The sequence below is a fragment of the Actinopolyspora xinjiangensis genome, from assembly GCF_900104475.1.
GTDB lineage: Bacteria > Actinomycetota > Actinomycetes > Mycobacteriales > Pseudonocardiaceae > Actinopolyspora > Actinopolyspora xinjiangensis.
Genome location: NZ_FNJR01000010.1, coordinates 53,107 through 71,777, shown reverse-complemented (window position 1 = coordinate 71,777; position 18,671 = coordinate 53,107). Strand labels below are relative to the sequence as shown.

The 18,671-nt window shown below is 69.4% G+C and carries 16 protein-coding genes; 4 read left to right on the top strand and 12 right to left on the bottom strand.

The window, feature by feature from the left end:
* Positions 1–73: 73 nt before the first annotated feature.
* Positions 74–3,079 (bottom strand): UPF0182 family protein, encoded by a 3,006-nt coding sequence (locus tag BLQ75_RS15665; protein WP_211481400.1) that lies wholly within the window; start codon positions 3,077–3,079, stop codon positions 74–76.
* 233 nt (positions 3,080–3,312) lie between these two features.
* Between BLQ75_RS15665 and BLQ75_RS15660 the strand changes: the two genes are divergently transcribed.
* The gene (locus tag BLQ75_RS15660; RefSeq protein ID WP_043578160.1) at positions 3,313–3,876 is read left to right on the top strand and encodes a PPA1309 family protein; all 564 of its coding nucleotides are present in this window, start codon (positions 3,313–3,315) and stop codon (positions 3,874–3,876) included.
* Between the two features lie 99 nt (positions 3,877–3,975).
* Here BLQ75_RS15660 and BLQ75_RS15655 read toward each other — a convergent pair whose 3' ends face one another.
* Complete coding sequence (locus tag BLQ75_RS15655; RefSeq protein ID WP_092603026.1) at positions 3,976–5,001, bottom strand: YlbL family protein; 1,026 nt, start codon at positions 4,999–5,001, stop codon at positions 3,976–3,978.
* Between the two features lie 147 nt (positions 5,002–5,148).
* Here BLQ75_RS15655 and BLQ75_RS15650 point away from each other — a divergent pair, with 147 nt between their 5' ends.
* Positions 5,149–6,609 (top strand): zinc-dependent metalloprotease, encoded by a 1,461-nt coding sequence (locus tag BLQ75_RS15650; RefSeq protein ID WP_092603024.1) that lies wholly within the window; start codon positions 5,149–5,151, stop codon positions 6,607–6,609.
* A gap of 254 nt (positions 6,610–6,863) precedes the next feature.
* On the opposite strand, the gene BLQ75_RS15645 is transcribed toward BLQ75_RS15650, so the two are convergent.
* Entirely contained in the window at positions 6,864–7,409 is a 546-nt protein-coding gene (locus BLQ75_RS15645) for a M48 metallopeptidase family protein (protein WP_092603022.1), read from the bottom strand.
* A gap of 294 nt (positions 7,410–7,703) precedes the next feature.
* On the opposite strand from BLQ75_RS15645, the gene BLQ75_RS23565 reads away from it, so the two are divergent.
* Together BLQ75_RS23565 and BLQ75_RS15640 are read left to right on the top strand one after the other, a co-directional pair.
* Positions 7,704–7,868 (top strand): DUF5679 domain-containing protein, encoded by a 165-nt coding sequence (locus tag BLQ75_RS23565; RefSeq protein ID WP_170837521.1) that lies wholly within the window; start codon positions 7,704–7,706, stop codon positions 7,866–7,868.
* Between the two features lie 240 nt (positions 7,869–8,108).
* Positions 8,109–9,419: an ABC1 kinase family protein gene (locus BLQ75_RS15640; RefSeq protein ID WP_092603020.1), complete on the top strand. Its 1,311-nt coding sequence runs from the start codon at positions 8,109–8,111 to the stop codon at positions 9,417–9,419.
* A gap of 387 nt (positions 9,420–9,806) precedes the next feature.
* Here the strand turns inward: BLQ75_RS15640 and BLQ75_RS15635 are convergent, their stop codons facing one another.
* From BLQ75_RS15635 to BLQ75_RS15605, 9 genes are all read right to left on the bottom strand, one after another.
* Entirely contained in the window at positions 9,807–10,673 is an 867-nt protein-coding gene (locus tag BLQ75_RS15635) for a methyltransferase (RefSeq protein WP_092603272.1), read from the bottom strand.
* 205 nt (positions 10,674–10,878) lie between these two features.
* Positions 10,879–11,019, bottom strand: coding sequence for a hypothetical protein (locus BLQ75_RS23560; protein ID WP_170837520.1), 141 nt, complete (start codon positions 11,017–11,019; stop codon positions 10,879–10,881).
* A 78-nt stretch (positions 11,020–11,097) separates the two neighbouring features.
* On the bottom strand, positions 11,098–11,466 hold the full coding sequence (locus tag BLQ75_RS15630; RefSeq protein ID WP_092603018.1) for a WhiB family transcriptional regulator: 369 nt from the start codon (positions 11,464–11,466) through the stop codon (positions 11,098–11,100).
* Between the two features lie 158 nt (positions 11,467–11,624).
* Positions 11,625–11,804 (bottom strand): hypothetical protein, encoded by a 180-nt coding sequence (locus BLQ75_RS23090; RefSeq protein ID WP_170837519.1) that lies wholly within the window; start codon positions 11,802–11,804, stop codon positions 11,625–11,627.
* Positions 11,805–12,113: 309 nt separating this feature from the next.
* Positions 12,114–14,231, bottom strand: coding sequence for an ATP-dependent DNA helicase UvrD2 (locus tag BLQ75_RS15625; RefSeq protein WP_092603016.1), 2,118 nt, complete (start codon positions 14,229–14,231; stop codon positions 12,114–12,116).
* Positions 14,232–14,317: 86 nt separating this feature from the next.
* Positions 14,318–15,220, bottom strand: coding sequence for an NAD(+) diphosphatase (gene nudC / locus BLQ75_RS15620; RefSeq protein WP_244515609.1), 903 nt, complete (start codon positions 15,218–15,220; stop codon positions 14,318–14,320).
* A 38-nt stretch (positions 15,221–15,258) separates the two neighbouring features.
* A complete protein-coding gene (locus BLQ75_RS15615) occupies positions 15,259–16,626 on the bottom strand; it encodes a M16 family metallopeptidase (protein ID WP_092603012.1) in 1,368 nt (455 codons plus the stop codon).
* Positions 16,623–17,945, bottom strand: a complete 1,323-nt coding sequence (locus BLQ75_RS15610; protein ID WP_092603010.1) for a M16 family metallopeptidase — start codon at positions 17,943–17,945, stop codon at positions 16,623–16,625. The genes BLQ75_RS15615 and BLQ75_RS15610 overlap by 4 nt, the downstream gene beginning before the upstream one ends.
* A 205-nt stretch (positions 17,946–18,150) precedes the next feature.
* Positions 18,151–18,609: a hypothetical protein gene (locus BLQ75_RS15605; RefSeq protein WP_139182997.1), complete on the bottom strand. Its 459-nt coding sequence runs from the start codon at positions 18,607–18,609 to the stop codon at positions 18,151–18,153.
* Between the last annotated feature and the right edge of the window lie 62 nt (positions 18,610–18,671).

Below are 18,671 nucleotides of genomic sequence, written 5' to 3'. Positions count from 1 at the left end.
CACGCCCACGACTCCGCGCGGAGCGCCTCCGGCGGGGTGGGAACGCACCGCGCTCCACCCCGCCGCGGCTCGGTCAGCCACCGTCGCCGGTGACCTCCTCGTAGCGAGCCATGGCTTCCTCCAGCCGCTGGAAGGCCTGGCCGAGCTGGCCGAGGTCACCGGAGCTCTGCGCCGAGCGGACCTCCTCCATCGCGGCCCGCAACTCCCGCACCGCCTGGTTCACCTCGGGACTGTTCTGCTGTCCCTGGCCGTCGCCCTGCTGCTGGCCCTGGTCGCCCTGATCACCCTGGTCACCCTGTTGCTGACCCTGGTTCTCGCCCTGCTGCTGGCCCTGGTCACCCTGCTGGTCCTGACCGTCGCCCTGCTGGTTCTCGTCCTCGGCGGTCTCGGTGTTCTGCCCGGCGCCGGGACCGAATATCTGCTCCAACGACCCCTGCAGCGTCTCGGCATAACCGACGCTGTCGCCGTAGGAGGTCAGCACCCTGGCCAGCTGCGGATAGGAGTCCTCGCTGTTGGGCCGGATGTAGATCGGCTCCACGTAGAGCATGCCGCCCTCGACCGGCAGGGTCAGCAGGTTGCCGAACATCGCACGGACACCGGGATTGTCGAACAGTGTCCGGTCCTCGGTGACCTTCGGGGTGGACTCCATCTGCCGCTGGACCTGCACCGGCCCCAGGGTCGGATCACCGGTGGGCAGCTCCAGCATCGTGATCTCGCCGTAGCTCTCGGGGTCCGAGGAGGCCGAGATCCAGGCCGACAGGTTCTGCCGTTCCAGCGCGGTCATGGCGCTGATCAGCTGGAAGGTCGGCCGGTTCTGCGTGGGTGCCTGCGCGATCACGTAGAACGGCGGTTGCTTCTCACCGGATCCACCACGCTGCTCCTCGTTCGGATCGTTGGGCACCTGCCAGAAACCCCGGGTGGCGTAGAAGTCGCCCGGGTTGTCCACGTGGTACCGGGCGAGCAGCTGCCGCTGCACCTTGAACATGTCGGCGGGATAGCGGAAGTGCTGCCGCAGCTCGTCGCTGATCTCGCTCTTGGGCTTGACCACCCCGGGGAAGACGCCCTTCCACGCCTGCAGCACCGGGTCCTTCTCACCGAACTCGTAGAGGCTGACCTCTCCGCTGTAGGCGTCGACGGTCGCCTTGACGGAGTTGCGGATGTAGTTGATCTGCTGGTCCGGCTGCGTGACGTCGCTGGTGGAGTCGCTGGCCGCCTGCCCGAAGGAGGTCAGCGTGGAGTACGGGTAGTTGTCGAGCGTGGTGTAGCCGTCCACGATCCACTTGATGCGCCCGTCGATGACGGCCGGGTAGGGATCGCCGTCCAACTTGAGCCAGGGGGCGACCTTCTGCACCCGCTGCCGCGGATTGCGGTTGAACATGATCTGCGACTGCGAGCCGATCTCCTGGTTGAACAGGATGTTGCGCTCACCGTAGTTGGCCGCGAAGACAGCCCGGTTGAACCAGTTGCCGATCGAGACGCCGCCCTCTCCCGTGTAGGTGTAGCGGGAGTTCTGCGTGTCGTACTCCTTCGGCCGCTCACCCTGCTCGGCACCGACGATGGCGTAGTCCTGGTTCAGCTCACCGTAGTAGACCCGGGGCTGTTCGACCGGGATCTCGCCCTGGCCGTCGTTGGCGACGTCGCTCATCGAGAACACCGGATAGGCACCGGTGTCGGCACCCTCACCGGGCACCGAGCTGACCCGGTCGGCCGGTGCGGTGACGAAACCGTTGCCGTGGGTGTAGACCATGTGCCGGTTGATCCAGGACTGCTGATTCTCCGCGAGACCGTCGGTGTTGATCCCGCGCACCGCGACCAGATAGTCCTGCAGTTCGCCGTTGTCGTCCCGATACCGGTCGATGTCGAGCTCGTCGGGGAAACCGTAGAAGTTGAACTGCTGCTGCAGCTGGGTGAACGTCTCGGACAGCAGGCTCGGGTCGAGCAGTCGCACATTGGAGACGGTGCCGGTGTCCTGGGCGACATCCTCCGGGCTGACATCGGAACCGTCCGAGCCCGAGCCGTCGCCCCCCTGGGTGTAGTTCTCCCGGACGGTCACGTCCTCCTCGGTGATGCCGAACGCCTGTCGGGTGGCGGCTATGTTGCGCTCGATCGAGGTCGCCTCGCGCTGGTTGGCGTTCGGCTCCACCGAGAACTGCTGCAGCAGCGCGGGCCACAGCGCCCCGACGACCAGGCTGGACAGCACCAGCAGCACCGTGGCCAGCGCCGGAATCTGCAGGTTGCGCAGGAACACCGCGGCGAAGAAGGCCAGCGCGCAGATGATCGAGATGCACAGCAGGATCACCTTCGCCGGCATCACGGCGTTGAGGTCGGTATAGCTGGCACCCGTGAACAGATCACTGCGCTGCGACAGCAGCAGGTCCCAGCGGTCGAAGAAGAAATCCACCGCCTTGAGCAGCACGAAAACGCCCGCCAACACGGCGAGCTGAATCCGGGCGGCCTGGGAGATCTGACCCGACCTGCCCGCGACCCTGACGCCGCCGAAAACGTAGTGCGTGGCCAGCGCGCCGATGAACGACAGGGTCACGGCGATGAATCCCCACGCCAACAGCCAGCGGAAGAACGGCAGCTGGAAGATGTAGAGACTGACGTCGTGACCGAACACCGGGTCCTCGGTGCCGAAGGGAGTCCGGTTCAGGAACAGCTGCACCATCCGCCAGTCGCCGGTGGCCGCCAGACCACCGATCGCGCCGACCACGACCGGGATGCCGATGCCGAACCACTTGGACCGCTGGGTGATGACGGTGCGGTACCGCGTCAGCGGATCCTCCTGCCCGCTGTTGTCGAGTGGCACGAAGACCGGTCTCGTCCGGTAGGCGAGCCAGAGGTTCAACGCCAGCACACCGGCGAGGAACACGCCCGCACAGACGAACAGCACGATCCGGGTCAGCACGATCGTCGTGAAGATTCCCCGGTAGTCGACACTGCCGAACCACAACCAATTGACGTATGTCCCGATCAGACGTGATCCGACGATCAGCGCTACCAGCACGACCGCGCCCAGGATCAGAAGGATCCGGCTCCGCCGGGACAGTTTGGGTACTCCTACCGGCCTCGTGGCCACAGCGCACTCCCTGGTGACGATCCGCGGGCAACGGGACCGAGTCAGGCGCGACCCGGGCTCCCGTGCGGTCAACTCTACGATGCCGCCACGAGAAAGTGGGACGGTGCCCGCGAATCCGAACCAAACGGACATCCCGCACGACGGAGAGGCGGGGCTCGTCGCGTGTTGCCCACCACCGGAAAGAGGCCCACGGGCGTCGAACCGGACGGCCGGGGCGGTGCGACGATGGACGAATGTCGCCCGCTATCACCGAGGAAATGACCGCGGCACTGCCCGCGGTGGCACGCGAGATCGAACAGTTCGCGGCTTCGGAGGGTTGGGAACGGCCCGCCAGAATGTTCGCCCTGGTGGAAACCGCGGAACTCCTCGAGGCCGAGCCCGGACTGGCCGAACAGCTCAACACCGGCTCACCGCTGACTCCCGTCGCGCAGGACGAACTGCCCGGCAACGACATCGGCGAGGCTCTGGCCGGGATAGCCTGGCCGGAGCGGGTGCTGGGTTGTGCGCTGGTTCAGGAGATCGTGGTACTTCCCCCCGAGGCCGAGCAGGAACTTCCCGGCGAGGACGAGGCCGCGCGGAACACCGCGGCGCAGCACCCCGACCGCAGGGAGGCGCGGCTGGTCGCGGCGGTGCTGCGCGGTGGGACGCAGACCTGCGTACTGCGGTTGCGCAACAAGGACCCCGAGCTCGACGACGGTTTCGACGGCGACCCCGAACAGGAGGAGGGCGAGCTCGTCGAGGACAGCGCCCTGGCGCCGAACCTGCTCAACGCGATGCACGCGACCTTCGAGGAGTAGCGGTCACCGTGCCGAGGCCGGGCGGTTCCGGGCCGCTCCGTCGCGGCGGTCGACACCCGGCCGCCGCGACGGAGCCCGCTCGGGCGTCCTCGCGGTGCTTCAGCAGCGGGGTGGTTGTTCGCCCGCCCGAAGCGCCTCCAACGCGTTGACGGCCTCGTCGAGCGTGCCGACCTTGATCAACCTCATCCCTTCGGGAGCCTGGGACTTGGCGGCGGCGCAGTTCTCCTCGGGCACGAGGAAGACCCGGGCCCCGGCCTCCCGGGCCTTGGCGATCTTGAATCCGATGCCCCCGATGCGCCCGACCTCGCCCCGCGGGTTGATCTCGCCGGTTCCTGCGACGAACTCGCCGTCCGTGAGCTCGCCGGGGGTGAGCTTGTCCACCACGGCCAGCGAGAACATCAGCCCCGCCGAGGGGCCGCCCACATTGGGGAGTTTGATGTCGACGTCGAAGTCGACCCGAGGGCGCAGGGCCGGCTGCACGCCGAGGAACCCCTGGGAACGGTCGTCCGGTGCTTCCGCGAGGCGGACGGTGGCCTGCTGGGGCTCCCGGTCCCCTCGCCTGAAGCGCAGGGTGACCCGCTGGCCGGGCCGGGTGTCGGACAGCGCGTCCACCAACGACTGCGGGTCGCTCAACCGCTCCCCGTCGGCGGATATCAACTCATCGCCCGGCTGAAGGACTCCCTGGGCCGGTCCGTCGCTGACGAGCTCCTCGGCGACGAGTTCCGTGGGATAGCCGAGGTGACGCAGCGCCGCGGTCTCCGCCGAGTCCTGCGAATTGCGGAACGCGCGCGTATTGGTGCGTTCCACCTGCTGCTCGGTCTTGTCCGGCGGGAAGTACAGTTCACGCGGGGCCAGGGCGTGGTCGCCACTGGCCCAGAGCGTCAGCGCGCTGAAGACCGACAGCTGGTCGGTGACCGAGACGGTGGTCATGTTCAGGTGACCGCTGGTCGGAAAGGTCTTCGTGCCTTCGATGCGGACGACCTTCCTGCCCTGGTAGGAACCGAGCGTGTCATGGGTCGGGCCGGGGCCCAGCGCCACGTAGGGCACCGGGACGAAGGCTCCCAGCAGCCCGAAAAGCACGACCAGAACGACACTCGTAAGCAGGGTCCAGGTACGGCGACTCACAGCACGACACCCTACGTCCCCCGGACGAGCTCCCGGCGGGCGACTTGCGTGGGGCCCGAGATGTCGAGTTCGCGGTGACGTTCGCCCTGGGCGAGCGATTTCCCGCTCGCCTACTGCCCACCGGCGTGTTCCGCGTACGGTGGAACCATGAGTGATGTGCCCTTCGGGTTCGGCCCCCACGATCCCAACAACGAGGAACCCGATGATCGCGACAAGGGCGACTCGTCGGACGGTGGCTCCGGGGGCGGCACCGGCTTTTCCGGAGGAGCGGGTTCCTTCCCCGGCTTCGGCGGGATGCCCGGTCCCGGGGGCATGCCCGGCCCCGGCGGTACGCCGAACTTCGACATCGGCGCGCTCGGTCAGATGCTGACCCAGCTCGGGCAGGCCCTCAGCCACTCCTCCGGTGGTGACTCGGGGCCGGTCAACTACGACCTGGCCAAGCAGCTCGCCCACCAACAGCTGCAGGCCAACAAGCACACCGAACGCCCGACCCAGCAGCAGACCAAGGCCATCGAGGACGGCATTCAGCTCGCCGAGCTCTGGCTGGACCCCACCACGGCCTTCCCGACCGGGACACACGTCGTGCGGGCCTGGTCGGCGCAGGAGTGGGTGGACAACACACTGCCCATCTGGAAGCGGCTGTGCGACCCGGTGGCGGAACGGGTCTCCGAGGCCTGGTTGGAGGCGCTGCCGGAGGAGGCCAAGCAGGCGGCCGGGCCGATCGTTTCCATGCTCGGCCAGATGGGCGGGCTGACCTTCGGTTCACAGCTGGGCAACGGACTGGCTCAGCTCGGCGGGGAGGTTCTCACCTCCACCGACGTGGGGCTGCCCCTCGGCCCGGACGGGACGGCCGCGCTGCTGCCCGCCAACGTCGAGCGTTTCGGCGAGGGCCTGGATCGCCCGGCCAGCGAGGTGACCGTCTTCCTGGCGGCGCGGGAGGCGGCGCACCACCGACTGTTCAGCCATGTCCCCTGGCTGCGACAACGCCTGTTGGCAACCGTCGAGGAGTACGCGCGGGGTATCCACATCGACACCTCCTCGCTGGAGGACCTGGCGAGCAAGGTGGATCCCAGCGATCCGAACTCGATGCAGGAGTTGATGAACTCCGGGATGCTGGAGCCGCGGACCACCGACGAGCAGCAGGCCGCGCTCACTCGCCTGGAGACGCTGCTGGCCCTGGTCGAGGGCTGGGTGGACGTGGTGGTGGCCGACGCGGTCGGGGAACGCCTGCCGGGCGCCGAGGCACTCGGGGAAACGGTGCGACGCAGGCGCGCGACCGGCGGCCCCGCCGAGCAGACCTTCGCCACCCTGGTGGGGCTGCAGCTGCGACCGCGCCGACTGCGGGCCGCCGCTTCGCTGTGGCGGTTGCTCACGGAGCGGCACGGCGTCACGAGTCGCGACCGGGTCTGGGACCACCCTGATCTACTGCCGGACGGTTCCGATCTGGACGAGCCGCTGGACTTCGCCGACCGCTGGGGCGGGAGCAACGAGGACCTGGACGATCCGATCGCCGCCATCAAGCGGGCCGAGGCCGCGGAGCAGGCGAACGGCGACTCGGAGTCGGAGAGCTCCGACGGCGAAGGCAACGACGAGAACGGCGACCGCTGAGACGGTGTGCGACGGTCCCGGCACGGTCCGCCGGGACCAGACCGGTGATCCGGCCCCGCACCGTCGTAATCCTCCTGGGCGGAGCGGCCGTTCCGAGGGCGGGGCGGGCACCGGTTCGGTCACCGTGCGCTCCGGCCGGAGCACGTTTCGACGACGGTGCGGGCGGACCGGTGTCGCGGGCCTCGGAGGGCGGCGCTCCGACGGCAGGGGTCCGTCGGGCTGGTAGGTGCTTCGGTTGACCGAGGATCGCGGTCCTATCGGACCTCGATGTCGTCCGCCAGGTCCGAGCCGAGGTCGGCCGCGGCGGTGAGCCCCTCGAGGTAACCGATGGCCCGCTCCGTGCGGGGGTAGCGGTTCACCCACTCCCAGAAGTCCGATCCGTGCCCCGGAACCAGCAGGTGGGAGAGTTCGTGCACCAGCACGTAGTCGAGCACCCAGCTCGGCACCTCCCGCAGCCGACGGCTGACGCGGATGGTCCCCTCGGTCGGTGTGCAGGACGCCCACCTGGTGCGCATGGGGGCGACCCAGCGGACCCCTTCGGGTACGGCACGCCCGTCGAGGTAGCGCCGCGACAGTTCGGCGCACCGGTCCATGAGCGCTTCGTCCGAGTTCCTCGCCGGTGACTTGCGGCGGGTCTCACTGCGGCGCAGCCTGCCGAGCATCTCGTCGACCCAGTGCTTCTCCTCGGCACGGGTCATCCGGGCGGGCAGCAGCACGACCACCTTGCCACCGTCACGGTAAGCACTGACCGTCTGCTTCCTCCGCTTGCTACGGCGCACCTCCACCTGCGGTTCGGCCACGATCGGGAAGCTTAGCGAGCTCGATCGTCGTTGGGAGGACCGCTGTGATCCGAACCGCAGATCAACTGAGCATTCCACATCGAGGAATCCGGCGCGAACTCCCGTTACTACGGGAACGGTCGTTCCGAACACGCCACGTTACCCCCGAAAAGGTGAAGCCATTCATCCGAAATCGCGATACGCCGAACTCCTGCGCGCTGCTCCTGGCGCGGGTACCTTTTGCCCAGCGTAGTTCCGAGGCACGCGTGGACACGTGAGAGAGCCTCGCGGAACAACGACCCGAAGGAGGCAGCCGTGGCCGAGACGTACAACGGTTACTGCGTAAAGTGCCGGGAGAAGCGGGACTTCACCGGTGAGATATCGGAAACGAACGGCAGGAGGATGGCCAAGGGGACCTGCCCGGTCTGCGGCACCAAGATGACGCGCATTCTCGGCAAGGCGCACAACCCCCAGGGCTAGCGCGCCCGGGGCCGAGCGACGACTCCGCTGGACCGAGCACCGCTGAACAGCGGGTCGGCGTTTTCCGGGAGGGCGATTCACTCGATCCGAGCTTCCTTCACCGGTTCGGCGGGACGAATCGGCCGGTACGATCTTGTACACGGCTACGCGAGAACCTCTAACATGTCGGTGAGCCCGTAGGCGTGTGCTCCGGGGCGGAGATCCGTACCCCGGCGGCCTGCCGACTGGAAGGGAGTTCCCGTGAACGACGTTCCCCGCCGAGCGGCACAGCGCACCGTGAAGCTCGCCAGTCTGCCGCTCGGCGCCGCGGGCAGGATGGCCGCGGGATGGGGCAAACGACTCACGGGCCAGGACGCGGAAAGCGTCAGTGCCGATTTCTCGGCACGCACCGCCGAGCAGCTGTTCGCCGTGCTCGGGCAGCTCAAGGGCGGGGCCATGAAGTTCGGACAGGCGCTCAGCGTGTTCGAGGCCGCCGTGCCGGACGAACTCGCCGAACCCTACCGGGACGCGTTGTCCAAGCTGCAGACGACCTCGCCCCCCATGTCGGAGACCAGTCTGCGGCGCACGCTGGACGAACAGCTGGGCAACGGCTGGCGTGACCGCTTCGCCGAGTTCGACGAGTCGCCGACCGCGGCCGCGAGTATCGGGCAGGTGCACCGGGCGGTCTGGCACGACGGCAGGGACGTGGCCGTCAAGATCCAGTATCCCGGCGCTGACGAAGCGCTGCGCTCCGATCTGCGCCAGTTGATGCGGTTCTCCCGGCTCTTCCAGTCCCTGCTGCCCGGCGCGGAGGTCAAACCGCTGCTGCGCGAGCTGCAGGACCGGATGGTCGAGGAGCTCGACTACCGCACCGAGGCCGACAACCAACGCTCGTTCGCCGCCGCCTTCGAGGGGGACGACCTGGTGCACATCCCCAGGGTGGTGGCGAGCTCGCCCAAGGTCATGGTCACCGAGTGGGTGTCGGGAACCCCGTTCTCCGAGATCATCAACAACGGTTCCCGGGAGCAACGCGACCGGGCGGGAAGGCTGCTGAGCGAGTTCCACTTCTCGTCGCCCTCCCGGGTGGGCCTGCTGCACGCCGATCCGCACCCCGGCAACTTCCAGCTCCTCCCGGACGGGAGGCTCGCGGTGATCGACTTCGGTGCGATCGCCAGACTCCCCGAGGGGCTGCCGAGGACGCTGGGGCGCATGCTCCGCCTGGCACTGGAGGACCGGGCCGAGGAGCTGATGGAACTGCTGCGCGACGACCGGTTCGTGCAGACGGACTCGGCGCTGCGGGCGGAGGACGTGCAGGCCTACCTGGGGCCGTTCGTGGATCCGGTGCGCACCGAGACCTTCCACTTCACCCGCGCGTGGCTCCAGTGGCAGGCCGACCGAGTGGGCGACCTGCGCAGCCCCGACTTCCGCACCGGTCGGTCGTTGAACCTGCCACCGGACTACCTGCTGATACACCGGGTGACGTTGGGGGCTACCGGCATCCTGTGCCAGTTGGACGCGGAGGTGGCCGCCAGGGAGATCATCGCGACCTGGCAACCCGGCTTCGTGGACTGAGGCACCGGTGGAGGTCGCCGACGCGGTTCGTCCGGCGGCGCGCTCGGCGGAACCTCTCGCGGTGCCGTGAGCGGGGCCGGAGACATCGAGCGGGTACCGCGCGGCGGAGTTCCCGCCCCACGCGCTCGGGTCCCGCTCGCCGCGACACGCACGGCCCCGCGACCGATGACCCCGGCAGGACCGAGAGCCCGACTACGCGCGAGCGGCACCAGCCGATCACCACCACGCCCACCCACCGGCACCGCCGCGGGGTCTCCGGGGAGCGCCTCGCGAGGACGACCGGAGACGTTGTGCAGTACCTACCCGATGTCTCCGGCACCCGCGGCGAGGCGCCCCGGAGGTTCCGGCACGGAACGACCTCGCCGGACCGAGGCGACAAACGCTGAATCACATGGGTTTGCTGCCGACGAAGACGCTGTGGGCGGCCAGGTAGTAGAGGTCGTCACGCCGTCCGGCGTAGTGCGGGCCGTGCTCGTCGAGCAGCTGGTCGAGAGCGGCCAGGTCGTCGGCGGAGCACTCCTCCACAGCGGCTTCGCGCAGCCACTCCAGCCTGCGCAACACGATGTCGCGCACCGGACCGGTGACGGGGGCGGGCCAATCCACCAGGTAGCTCCACGACTCGACGTCGTCGAGTCCGGCCTGCCGCAGCGCCGTCGACCAGCCGACCGGCAGCCGCACGGTCCCCGGCATCTCGGCGCGCATCCGACGGAACCAGGAGTGCCGAGCGGCCAGCAGACGCTCCTCCAGACCGGGCTCGCCGACGCCGACATCCCAGGGCAGCACATGTGCCCAGAGTCCGGACTCCACGACGACCAGCCTGCCACCGGGCCGTACCAGCTCAACCAGGCGACGCAGTCCGGCCAACTGGTCGGGCAGGTGGTGCACGACCAGCGAACAGAACACCAGGTCGGCCTGCCCCACCCGCGCGCCGAGCTCCTCGTCGGCCGCGTCGGCCCGCACGCTGTGCACCTCCACGCCGGGGGAAGCGTGGGCCGCCGTGTGCCGTTCGGCCGCGGCGAGCAGCTCCGGTGCCGAGTCGACGAGGGTCACCGTGCCCCCCGGCAGCGCCTCGGCGAACGCCGCCGACGCCCCTCCCGCACCGGAGCCGACGTCGATCACGGAGCGGCAGGATTCCCGCCCCGAGACCAGTGTCTCCGCCACGCGTCGTGTCTGGGTGGCGGTGAGTGAGTCCTCGTCCCGTAGCTGGCGCAGTCTGGTGTCCCAGTCGATGTTGTCGTGCGAGTGATGGTGCATGATCACGAGCCTACTCACGGTCTCCATCGAGTTTTCCGACGCACGCCGACCGACGTGGTCATCGCGGCCGGGACGAGACCGACGGAGAGAGCTCTCCGTCGACGGAGGCGACCGGCGGAGAAGAACGAAGCCGGTGGCCGGCTCGTACGTCACCGATGCGTACTCGCCGGGCCACGACAGTTCGTCGCCGAAGCGACCCCTCCGGTCAGAGGAGTCGTTCGTAGCGTTCGGCTCGGCGGGAGGCGAAGCACGCCAGCCGCCGCCAGAACCGCACCGCGGCCATCCGACGCGGCAGCCTGGAGCGTTCGGCCTCCTCCCGAAGCCGCGAACAACGTAATCGGCTCATTTCCTCGGGAAACATTCCGCTGATCTCACTTTCTCGAAAAAGGTAGCTCTCTTCCCGCGACGGCGGTCCCGCACGTGGTCACGCCGCCCGCCGCGCGGCGGATCCCGCCGTCCGAGCCCCGTCCGCGGGCTGATGCTTGCGCGGCCGCCCCCTCGGCCTCTTGCGGGTGATCACGGTGCCGTGCTCGACGATCTCGCCACCCCAGACCCCCCAGGGCTCCGCTCGTGCGAGCGCTCCCGCCAGGCACTCGGACCTGATCGGGCACTCGGCACACAGCTGCTTGGCCCGTTCGAGATCGGACGGGCTCTCGGCGAACCACAGGTCCGGATCACGACGGCACGGTACTCGCTCGGCCGTGCTGGGCGTGGTGTGCAGCAGAGCGGAAACGGCTCCGCCGAAGTTGCCGGTCTCGCCCCCGGTGGTCGAGGGGGCACTGCCGGTCGCCATGCGCTTTCCTCCCGGTGAGATGAATTCTTCGACTCTGTTCGGCGCTATAACTTGATCCAATATGGACGGAAGAGTTGAGAACGGGGACACAGTAAAAAAGCCGCGGACCCGATAACGGGTCCGCGGCCGAAAGAGCGGTTGTCACTCAACCGAGCGACTCAGGTACTTCGCTCCGGCACGACCCGACCCGAATAGGTCTTTTTCGGCTCGACATCACGATGCGGGCACTGACGCGCGAGACCGATGTTCGCGGTGCGCCCCGCGAACATCGACATATCGGCGTTGTTGAGCGCGGCCGCGTACTGGTCCACCGCCGACAACCAGTTGATCATGCGCATCGCACTCACCGCTCTCTCGTGACCCGGGCCGGATGAGCACGTCCTCCCGGCCTGCCACTGCGCAGATTATTCGGGGCATCACACACGGCGCAAGTAATTTTTCGCAGTGTCGTGCCCAGGGGAACAACCTATTCCCGAAGCGGTACTCCCTGATCACCGCACCACGACCGGTGTTCGGCTCCGATCCCGCGACGCCACCGGGAGCACTGTGAGGCGTAGCTCACCGTCGCGGAACCGACACCGTGGCGGGACACCGACCCACGTGCCGGTCACCGCTCAGAGGACGGAGTCCAGTGTGGTCCTCGCCGCCTATCGGCCGCCCGGGTTCGTCCCGTTGACCAGTTCGAGCACATCGGGCCCGAAACGCTCCAGTTTGGTCTCCCCCACTCCCGAGATCCTGCTCAGCGACTCGGAGTCGTCCGGGCGCTGCTCGGCTATGGCCAGCAGCGTGACATCGCTGAACACCACGTAAGCGGGCACCCGCAGCTGCCGGGCCCGTTCGGTACGCCAACCGCGCAGCTTCGACAGCAGTTCCTGGTCCGCGTCCGAGGGACAGTCGGAACAGCGCCCCAGCTTCACATCGGCACCGACGTTCAGCGGCGCGGAGCAGATCCGGCAATGTGCCTGCGGCACACGCCGCGAACCACCCGACCTCTCCCGTCGTTTCGACTTCGCCGTCGCGGCCGGGGTCTCGGAGGGGTCCAGTTCACGCAGGAACCGGCTGCGCCTGCGCTTGCGACCACCACCCTGCCCTCTGGAAGCCGCCCAGGACAACCGGATCCGCTGCCGGGCACGCGTCACCCCCACGTAGAGCAACCGGCGCTCCTCCTCGACGGCTTCGGCTCCGTCGGCGTGCTGGATCGGCAGAGTTCCCTCCACGAGTCCGACAAGGAAGACGGTGTCCCACTCCAGCCCCTTCGCGGCGTGCAGCGAGGCCAGGGTCACCCCTTCCACCGTCGGCGGGTGCTGCGCCGAAGCGCGGGCGTCGAGCTCGGCGACGTAACGCGTCAGATCGGCCCGCTCCACCTGGCCGGCCAGCTCGTCGGCCAGCTCGGCCAACGCGTTCAACGACTGCCACCGCTCCAGCGCCGCGCCCCCCGAAGGGGCGCGCTCGGTCAGCCCCACCTCGGAGAGCACCTCACGCACCAGACCGGGCAACTCCCCCTGCCCGGCGCGGCCCCGGTTGGCGGCCGTGCGCAGGGCGGTCATCGCCTGCCGCACCTCGGTCCGGGCGAAGAACCGCTCCCCGCCCCGGACCTGGTAGGGAATACCGGCCTCGGCCAGGGTCTGCTCGTAGAGCTCGGACTGCGCGTTCACGCGGTAGAGCACGACCATCTCGGAGAACGGCACTCCGTTCCCGGCCAGCCGCGCGATCCGCCGCGCCACCCCGCGCGCCTCCTCGACCTCGTCGTCGTGGGCGGCGAACTCCGGTTCCGGCCCGTCGGGAAGCTGGCCCACCAAGGTGAGGCCGGTGTCCGCCGCGTCGCCGCCGGAATCCCCGTCACCCGGCTTGCGCTCCGCCGCGCCGATGACCCGGTTCGCCAGGGTGACCACCTGCGGAGTGGAGCGGTAGTCCCGTTCCAGCTTGATCACCTCGGTGTGGGGATAGCGGCGGGGGAAGTCGGTGAGCCAGTGGGGGGAAGCCCCCGCGAACGAATAGATCGTCTGATTGGCGTCCCCCACCACGGTAAGGTCGTCACGCTGTCCGAGCCACGCGTCGAGCACACGCTGCTGCAACGGCGTGACGTCCTGGTACTCGTCGACCACGAAGCTGCGGTACTGGGCGCGGAACTGCTCGGCCACCTCGGTGTTCTCCTCCAGGATGGCGGCGATGTGCAGCAGCAGGTCGTCGAAGTCCAGTACCCGGGCCGAGTTCTTGATCTTCTCGTAGGTCTCGAACACCGCCGCGAACCGTTCCGGGGGGACCGGGCACTCCCGCCCCTGGACAGCGGTGGCGGCCGGATAACGCTCGGGGGTGAGCAGGGCGGCCTTGGCCCACTCGATCTCGGTGGCCAGATCGCGCACCGAGTCCTGGTCGGTGGACATCCGGAGCCTGCCTGCTGCCTGCGTGACCAGCCGGAACTTCTGTTCGGTCAGCGGCCACAGCTCATCGCCGACCACGCGCGGCCAGAAATACCGCAACTGGCGGAAGGCCGCCGCGTGAAAGGTCTGCGCCTGGACTCCGTCGGCCCCCAGCCCACGCAGTCGCGTGCGCATCTCGCCCGCGGCGCGCGCGGTGAAGGTCACGGCCAGCACCTGCTGCGGCACGACCAGACCGCGCCGCACCAGCCAGGCGATGCGATGGGTGATGGTGCGGGTCTTGCCCGTTCCCGCACCCGCCAACACGCAGACCGGACCGCGCGGTGCCGTCACCGCGGCACGCTGTTGCGGGTCGAGACCTTCCAGCAGGCGCGGTTGATCGGTCATGCCCGAATCCTCGCAGAGGCACACCGAGTGGCCACCGACACGTCCGCCGCGAACGAGGCCCGAGCGCCTCGGAGAGCGGCGCGGATTCATCTCTCGTCGTCGGCCCAGCCACGCAGCATCCGGTGCGCGATGGACACCCCCGGAGGCAGCCACAGGCCGTCGACCGGCTCGGTGCTGTCCAGCGCCGCGCGCACCCGCTGCCGGGAGACCCAGTGGGCCTCGGCTATCTCGCCGGGTGCGGGGCGCAGCGGCTCCCCCCGGTCGGCGACGGCGGCGAAACCCATCATCAGTGACCTGGGAAAGGGCCACGGCTGGCTTCCCAGGTACCTGATGTCGGAGACCGACACCCCGACCTCCTCGTGGACCTCGCGGCGGACGCACCCCTCCAGGGACTCGCCCATCTCCACGAAACCGGCCAGCACCGAGAACCGCTCGGCGGGCCAGACCACCTGCCGCGCGAGCAGCACGTGATCGTCACCGTCGTGCACCAGGCAGATCATGGAGGGGTCGGTGCGCGGGTACTCCTCGTGGGCGCACCCGGTGCAGCGCCTCGCCCAGCCACTGCGGATACGTTCGGTTCCCGCACCGCACAGCGCGCAGTAGCGGGCCCGGTCGTGCCAGGCGAGCAGTCCCACCGCCGTGGTGAACAGTCCGGCCTCCACGTCGCCGAGCCACTCACCCACCCCGCGCAGGCCCAGCCAGTCGGCCCCGGAACCGCGCGAGCGGACCCGCACGCCCCAGTAGGCCACCCCGTCGTACGACCCCAGCAGCACCGCGTGCCGACCGTCCGCCCCGAAGTCCTCGGGGCGGTGCCAGACGAGCCGCCCCGAGGGCTCCATCGGAACACGGCCGTGCTCGTCGACGGGCAGGACCAGTCCGTCACACCACAGCGCCGCGGCGTGCTCCGGGTCGTCCCGCTGCTCGTCGGACAGCTGCACGGGCGAACGGGACAGCAGCGGTGTGCGGTCGAGCTGGAACCCCTCGGACACGGCCCTCCCCGACACCGCCCCGAAATCAGAGCAGGTCGTCACGGCAGCGTCACACCACCGAGACCACGAAGCTGTTCACCGAGCTGTTCGGCGTCACCCACCACGATCCCGGTGAAGGCGGTCGGCACGTACCAGCGGGCCGCCTCGGCCACCTGTTCCCGGGTGACGGCCCGCAACCGCTCCGGGTGCTCGGAAAGCCAGTCCTGCCCCAGCCCGACCGAGGCGACGTTCATCAGCGTCGAAGCCAGTCCCGACTGCGAGGAGGTGGAGGTCAGCAGCCCGCCGATGGCGTACTGCCGCGCGGACTCCACCTCGGCCACGCTCGGGGGAACCAGCGCGAACCTGCCGAGCTCGTAGCGGATCTCCAGCAGCGCCGCCGCGGTCACCTCGCTGGCGGTGTCCGCGTCCACCAGGACGGTGCCGTTGCCGGGGGTGAACTCGAAAGCGGAGTGCGCCCCGTAGGTGTATCCCTTGTCCTCGCGGATGTTCTCCACCAGACGGGAGGAGAAGTAGCCGCCGAACACCAGGTTGGCGATCTGCAGTGCCGGATAGCGCTCGTCGGTGCGGGGGACCGCCTGCGCGGAGAACCGCAGCTGCGACTGCACAGCCCCCTCACGGTGCACCAGGCGGACGTCGCTCCCCTTCACCTCGGGCAGTGCCGGGAGCTCGCGGGCGGCCTCGGCCGAGTGCCACTCCGAGGTCATCCGCCGCACCGTCCGCACGGTTCGCTCGGGGTCGATGTCACCCACCAGCACCAGTGTGGAACCGCGCGGCAGGACGGCCTCCCGGTGCAGCTGCCTCACCTGTTCGGCGGTCACCTCGGCCACGTCGGCGGCCTGCGGAACCTCCCTGACGAAGGGATGGTCACCGTAGCGGTGGCGCTGCAGCTCCTCCCGGGCGATGGTGCGCGGTTGGGACCGCGCGACGGTGATCCGCTCGACCAGCCGATCCCGTTCACCCGAGACCTCGTGTTCCGGGTAGGAGGCCTCGGTGAGGGCGTCGGTGAGCACGTCGAGCAGGGTCTCCATGCCGTCGGCGAGCGCGTCACCGGTTATGCTCAGTCGCTCCGGATCGACCGTGGCCTGCAGTGTGCCGCCGACGGCGGCGAGGTCGGTGTCCATGCGGACCCGATCCCGACGCCGCGTGCCGGTCAGCAGGGTCTCGGCCAGCACCTCGGCTCGCGCGGGGTGGCCGGGGTCCTCCCCCGCGAAGGGGATTCGCAGTCGCAGCTCGACCATCGGCACCGCACCGTGGCGTGCCGCGATGACCCGCAGCCCGTTGTCCAGCACGGTGTCCACGGTCTCCGGCTGTCTCCCCGCACGCGGTTCCGCCAGTGGCGGCAGCGGACGCGGTCCGAGCTCGGTACTGCCGATCCGCTCGGCACTGCGATGGGTCGCGCTGGTCATGCCGTCCCTCCGTCGGACTCGCTGGTCGGTTCGATTTCCAGGACCGCGCGCGCCTCCGGCCGGAGGGCCTTGGCCGCCGAGGCGACCTCCTCGGCCGTGACGGCGGCGACCCTGCCGGGCAGCTCCCCGACCAGTTCCGCGCGCCCGTGCAGCAGCTCGGCGCTGCCGAGGTCGAGCGTGCGCGAGACCAGTCGGTCGTGATCGCGGTGCAGTCCCGCCGCCCACCGCGCGGTCACCCTGGACAGCTCCTCGGCCGAGGGGCCTTCGGTGGCCAGCCGCTCCAGCTCGGAGTCGACGGCGTCGATCACACGGTCGGTGGCCACCTCAGGGCTGTGGATGGCGGTGACCGTGAAGGTGTCCGGGTCGCGCGCGTCGAGCGGTGCTCCCATCAGCCCCGCTCCGGCTTGCACGTCCACGACCAGCGAATCCCGGTAGACGAGCCGCTGTTGCAGCCGGGAGGCGTCGCCGTCGCTGAGCACGGCGGCCAGCACGACGTTGGCGAGGTATTCGTCCAGTTCCCCGACCGGGTCGGGCAGCCGGTAGCCGAGAGCGACCGCTGGAAGCGGCGCGTGCGGGTCCCGGTGGCGGTCCCGCAGCTCGCCGGAGGGAGCGGGCTCGGCGAAAGAGGGTCGCGGCGGCACCGAGCGGGCGGGAACATCCCCGAAGTGCTTGTGGACCAGATCGGTGGCCTGGTCGACGTCGATGTCGCCGGTGATGGTCAGTACCGCGTTGCCGGGTGCGTAGAACGTGTCGAAGAACGCGGCGCAGTCGTCGACGGTGGCACGTTCGAGATCGGTGAAGTCACCGTAGCCGTTGTGGGCGTTGGCGAACGTGGAGTAGAGCACCGGCGGCAGCAGGATCCACGGGAAACCGCCGTAGGGGCGGTTGAGGACGTTGAGCCGGATCTCCTCCTTGACCACGTCAACCTGGTTGCGGAGGTTCTCCTCGGTGAGCCTGGGGGCGCGCATCCGGTCGGCTTCCAGGAACAGGGCGCGCTCCAGCGCGTTGGAGGGCAGCACCTGGAAGTAGTCCGTGTAGTCCTGGTGCGTCGAACCGTTGAAGATGCCGCCGGAGCCCTGTACGTGGCGGAAGTGAGCGAGCTTTTCAAGACTCTCGCTGCCCTGGAACATCAGGTGTTCGAACAGGTGCGCGAATCCGGTTCGACCTTCCGGTTCGGAACGGAAACCCACGTCGTAGTGCACGCTGACGCCGACAACCGGCGGACCACCCGGCTCGGTGGACCCCGGTTCGGCATCCGGCGCGAGCACCACGCGCAGCCCGTTGGGCAGGGTGACGCGATGCGGTTGCGGTTCGACCATGTCCTCAGCCTACGTGCGCGGGAAGCCCTAGCGGTGAGCACCCTGCTGAACACACGGTGTGCCCGGGGCCGGACGAATCGTCCACTCGGCCGCGTGAGTGCTGGTCCGGCAATACGCCGCTGCTGCGCTGTGGGGACTCCCGAGGCCCGGCCGGTGGCCGCCGGATCGGGGCGGCGCCCGGAACGGAGCCGGGCGGGACACTGTACTAGTCCGGACGCCTTTCCCCGCCCGAGCGCAGCAGCAGCACGTAGCCCGCACCGGAGAGGGCCGCGAGCGCCAGCAGCACCCGGCTGATCCGATCGTTCGGCTCCGCTCCGGCGCCACCGGCTCCGGCCCCGGTGGTGACCCGCCGCGCGACGGCGTCCTCCTCCAGTGGCTCGGGAACCCGCACCCGGAGTTCCGTCCCTTCGGAATGACCGCAGCCGTCGAAACGGAGGCGGGCGCGACGCCCGTCGAGCGAGAGCTCCACCAGGTCCCGCGCGCCGCGCTCGGCGCAGGGAACCGAGCGGACCACCGTGGCGGTGGCCCGGCTGGTCCGCACGGTGGTGCTATCGCCGAACACGTCGGTCAGCGGCCACCACGCGACCATCACCGCGCCGACCCCGACCGATAACAGCACCACCAGGATCGGTAACACCGATGCGGAACCACGCCCTCGCGCCACGGTGCGATCCTCGCAGAGGATCGGGGCGTCCGCCCCGCGACCAGGTCCGGGCATCGAGCACC

What these genes read in the sequence shown, in the direction of transcription:
- BLQ75_RS15630 (WP_092603018.1), bottom strand. Translation starts at nt 11,466, where the DNA reads ATGGCGACCGGCAGTGCCCCCTCGACCACCGGGGGCGAGACCGGCAAC.
- BLQ75_RS23560 (WP_170837520.1), bottom strand. Translation starts at nt 11,019, where the DNA reads ATGAGCCGATTACGTTGTTCGCGGCTTCGGGAGGAGGCCGAACGCTCC.
- BLQ75_RS15660 (WP_043578160.1), top strand. Translation starts at nt 3,313, where the DNA reads ATGTCGCCCGCTATCACCGAGGAAATGACCGCGGCACTGCCCGCGGTG.
- BLQ75_RS15615 (WP_092603012.1), bottom strand. Translation starts at nt 16,626, where the DNA reads ATGACCAGCGCGACCCATCGCAGTGCCGAGCGGATCGGCAGTACCGAG.
- BLQ75_RS15635 (WP_092603272.1), bottom strand. Translation starts at nt 10,673, where the DNA reads ATGCACCATCACTCGCACGACAACATCGACTGGGACACCAGACTGCGC.
- BLQ75_RS15610 (WP_092603010.1), bottom strand. Translation starts at nt 17,945, where the DNA reads ATGGTCGAACCGCAACCGCATCGCGTCACCCTGCCCAACGGGCTGCGC.
- BLQ75_RS15625 (WP_092603016.1), bottom strand. Translation starts at nt 14,231, where the DNA reads ATGACCGATCAACCGCGCCTGCTGGAAGGTCTCGACCCGCAACAGCGT.
- BLQ75_RS23090 (WP_170837519.1), bottom strand. Translation starts at nt 11,804, where the DNA reads ATGCGCATGATCAACTGGTTGTCGGCGGTGGACCAGTACGCGGCCGCG.
- BLQ75_RS15650 (WP_092603024.1), top strand. Translation starts at nt 5,149, where the DNA reads ATGAGTGATGTGCCCTTCGGGTTCGGCCCCCACGATCCCAACAACGAG.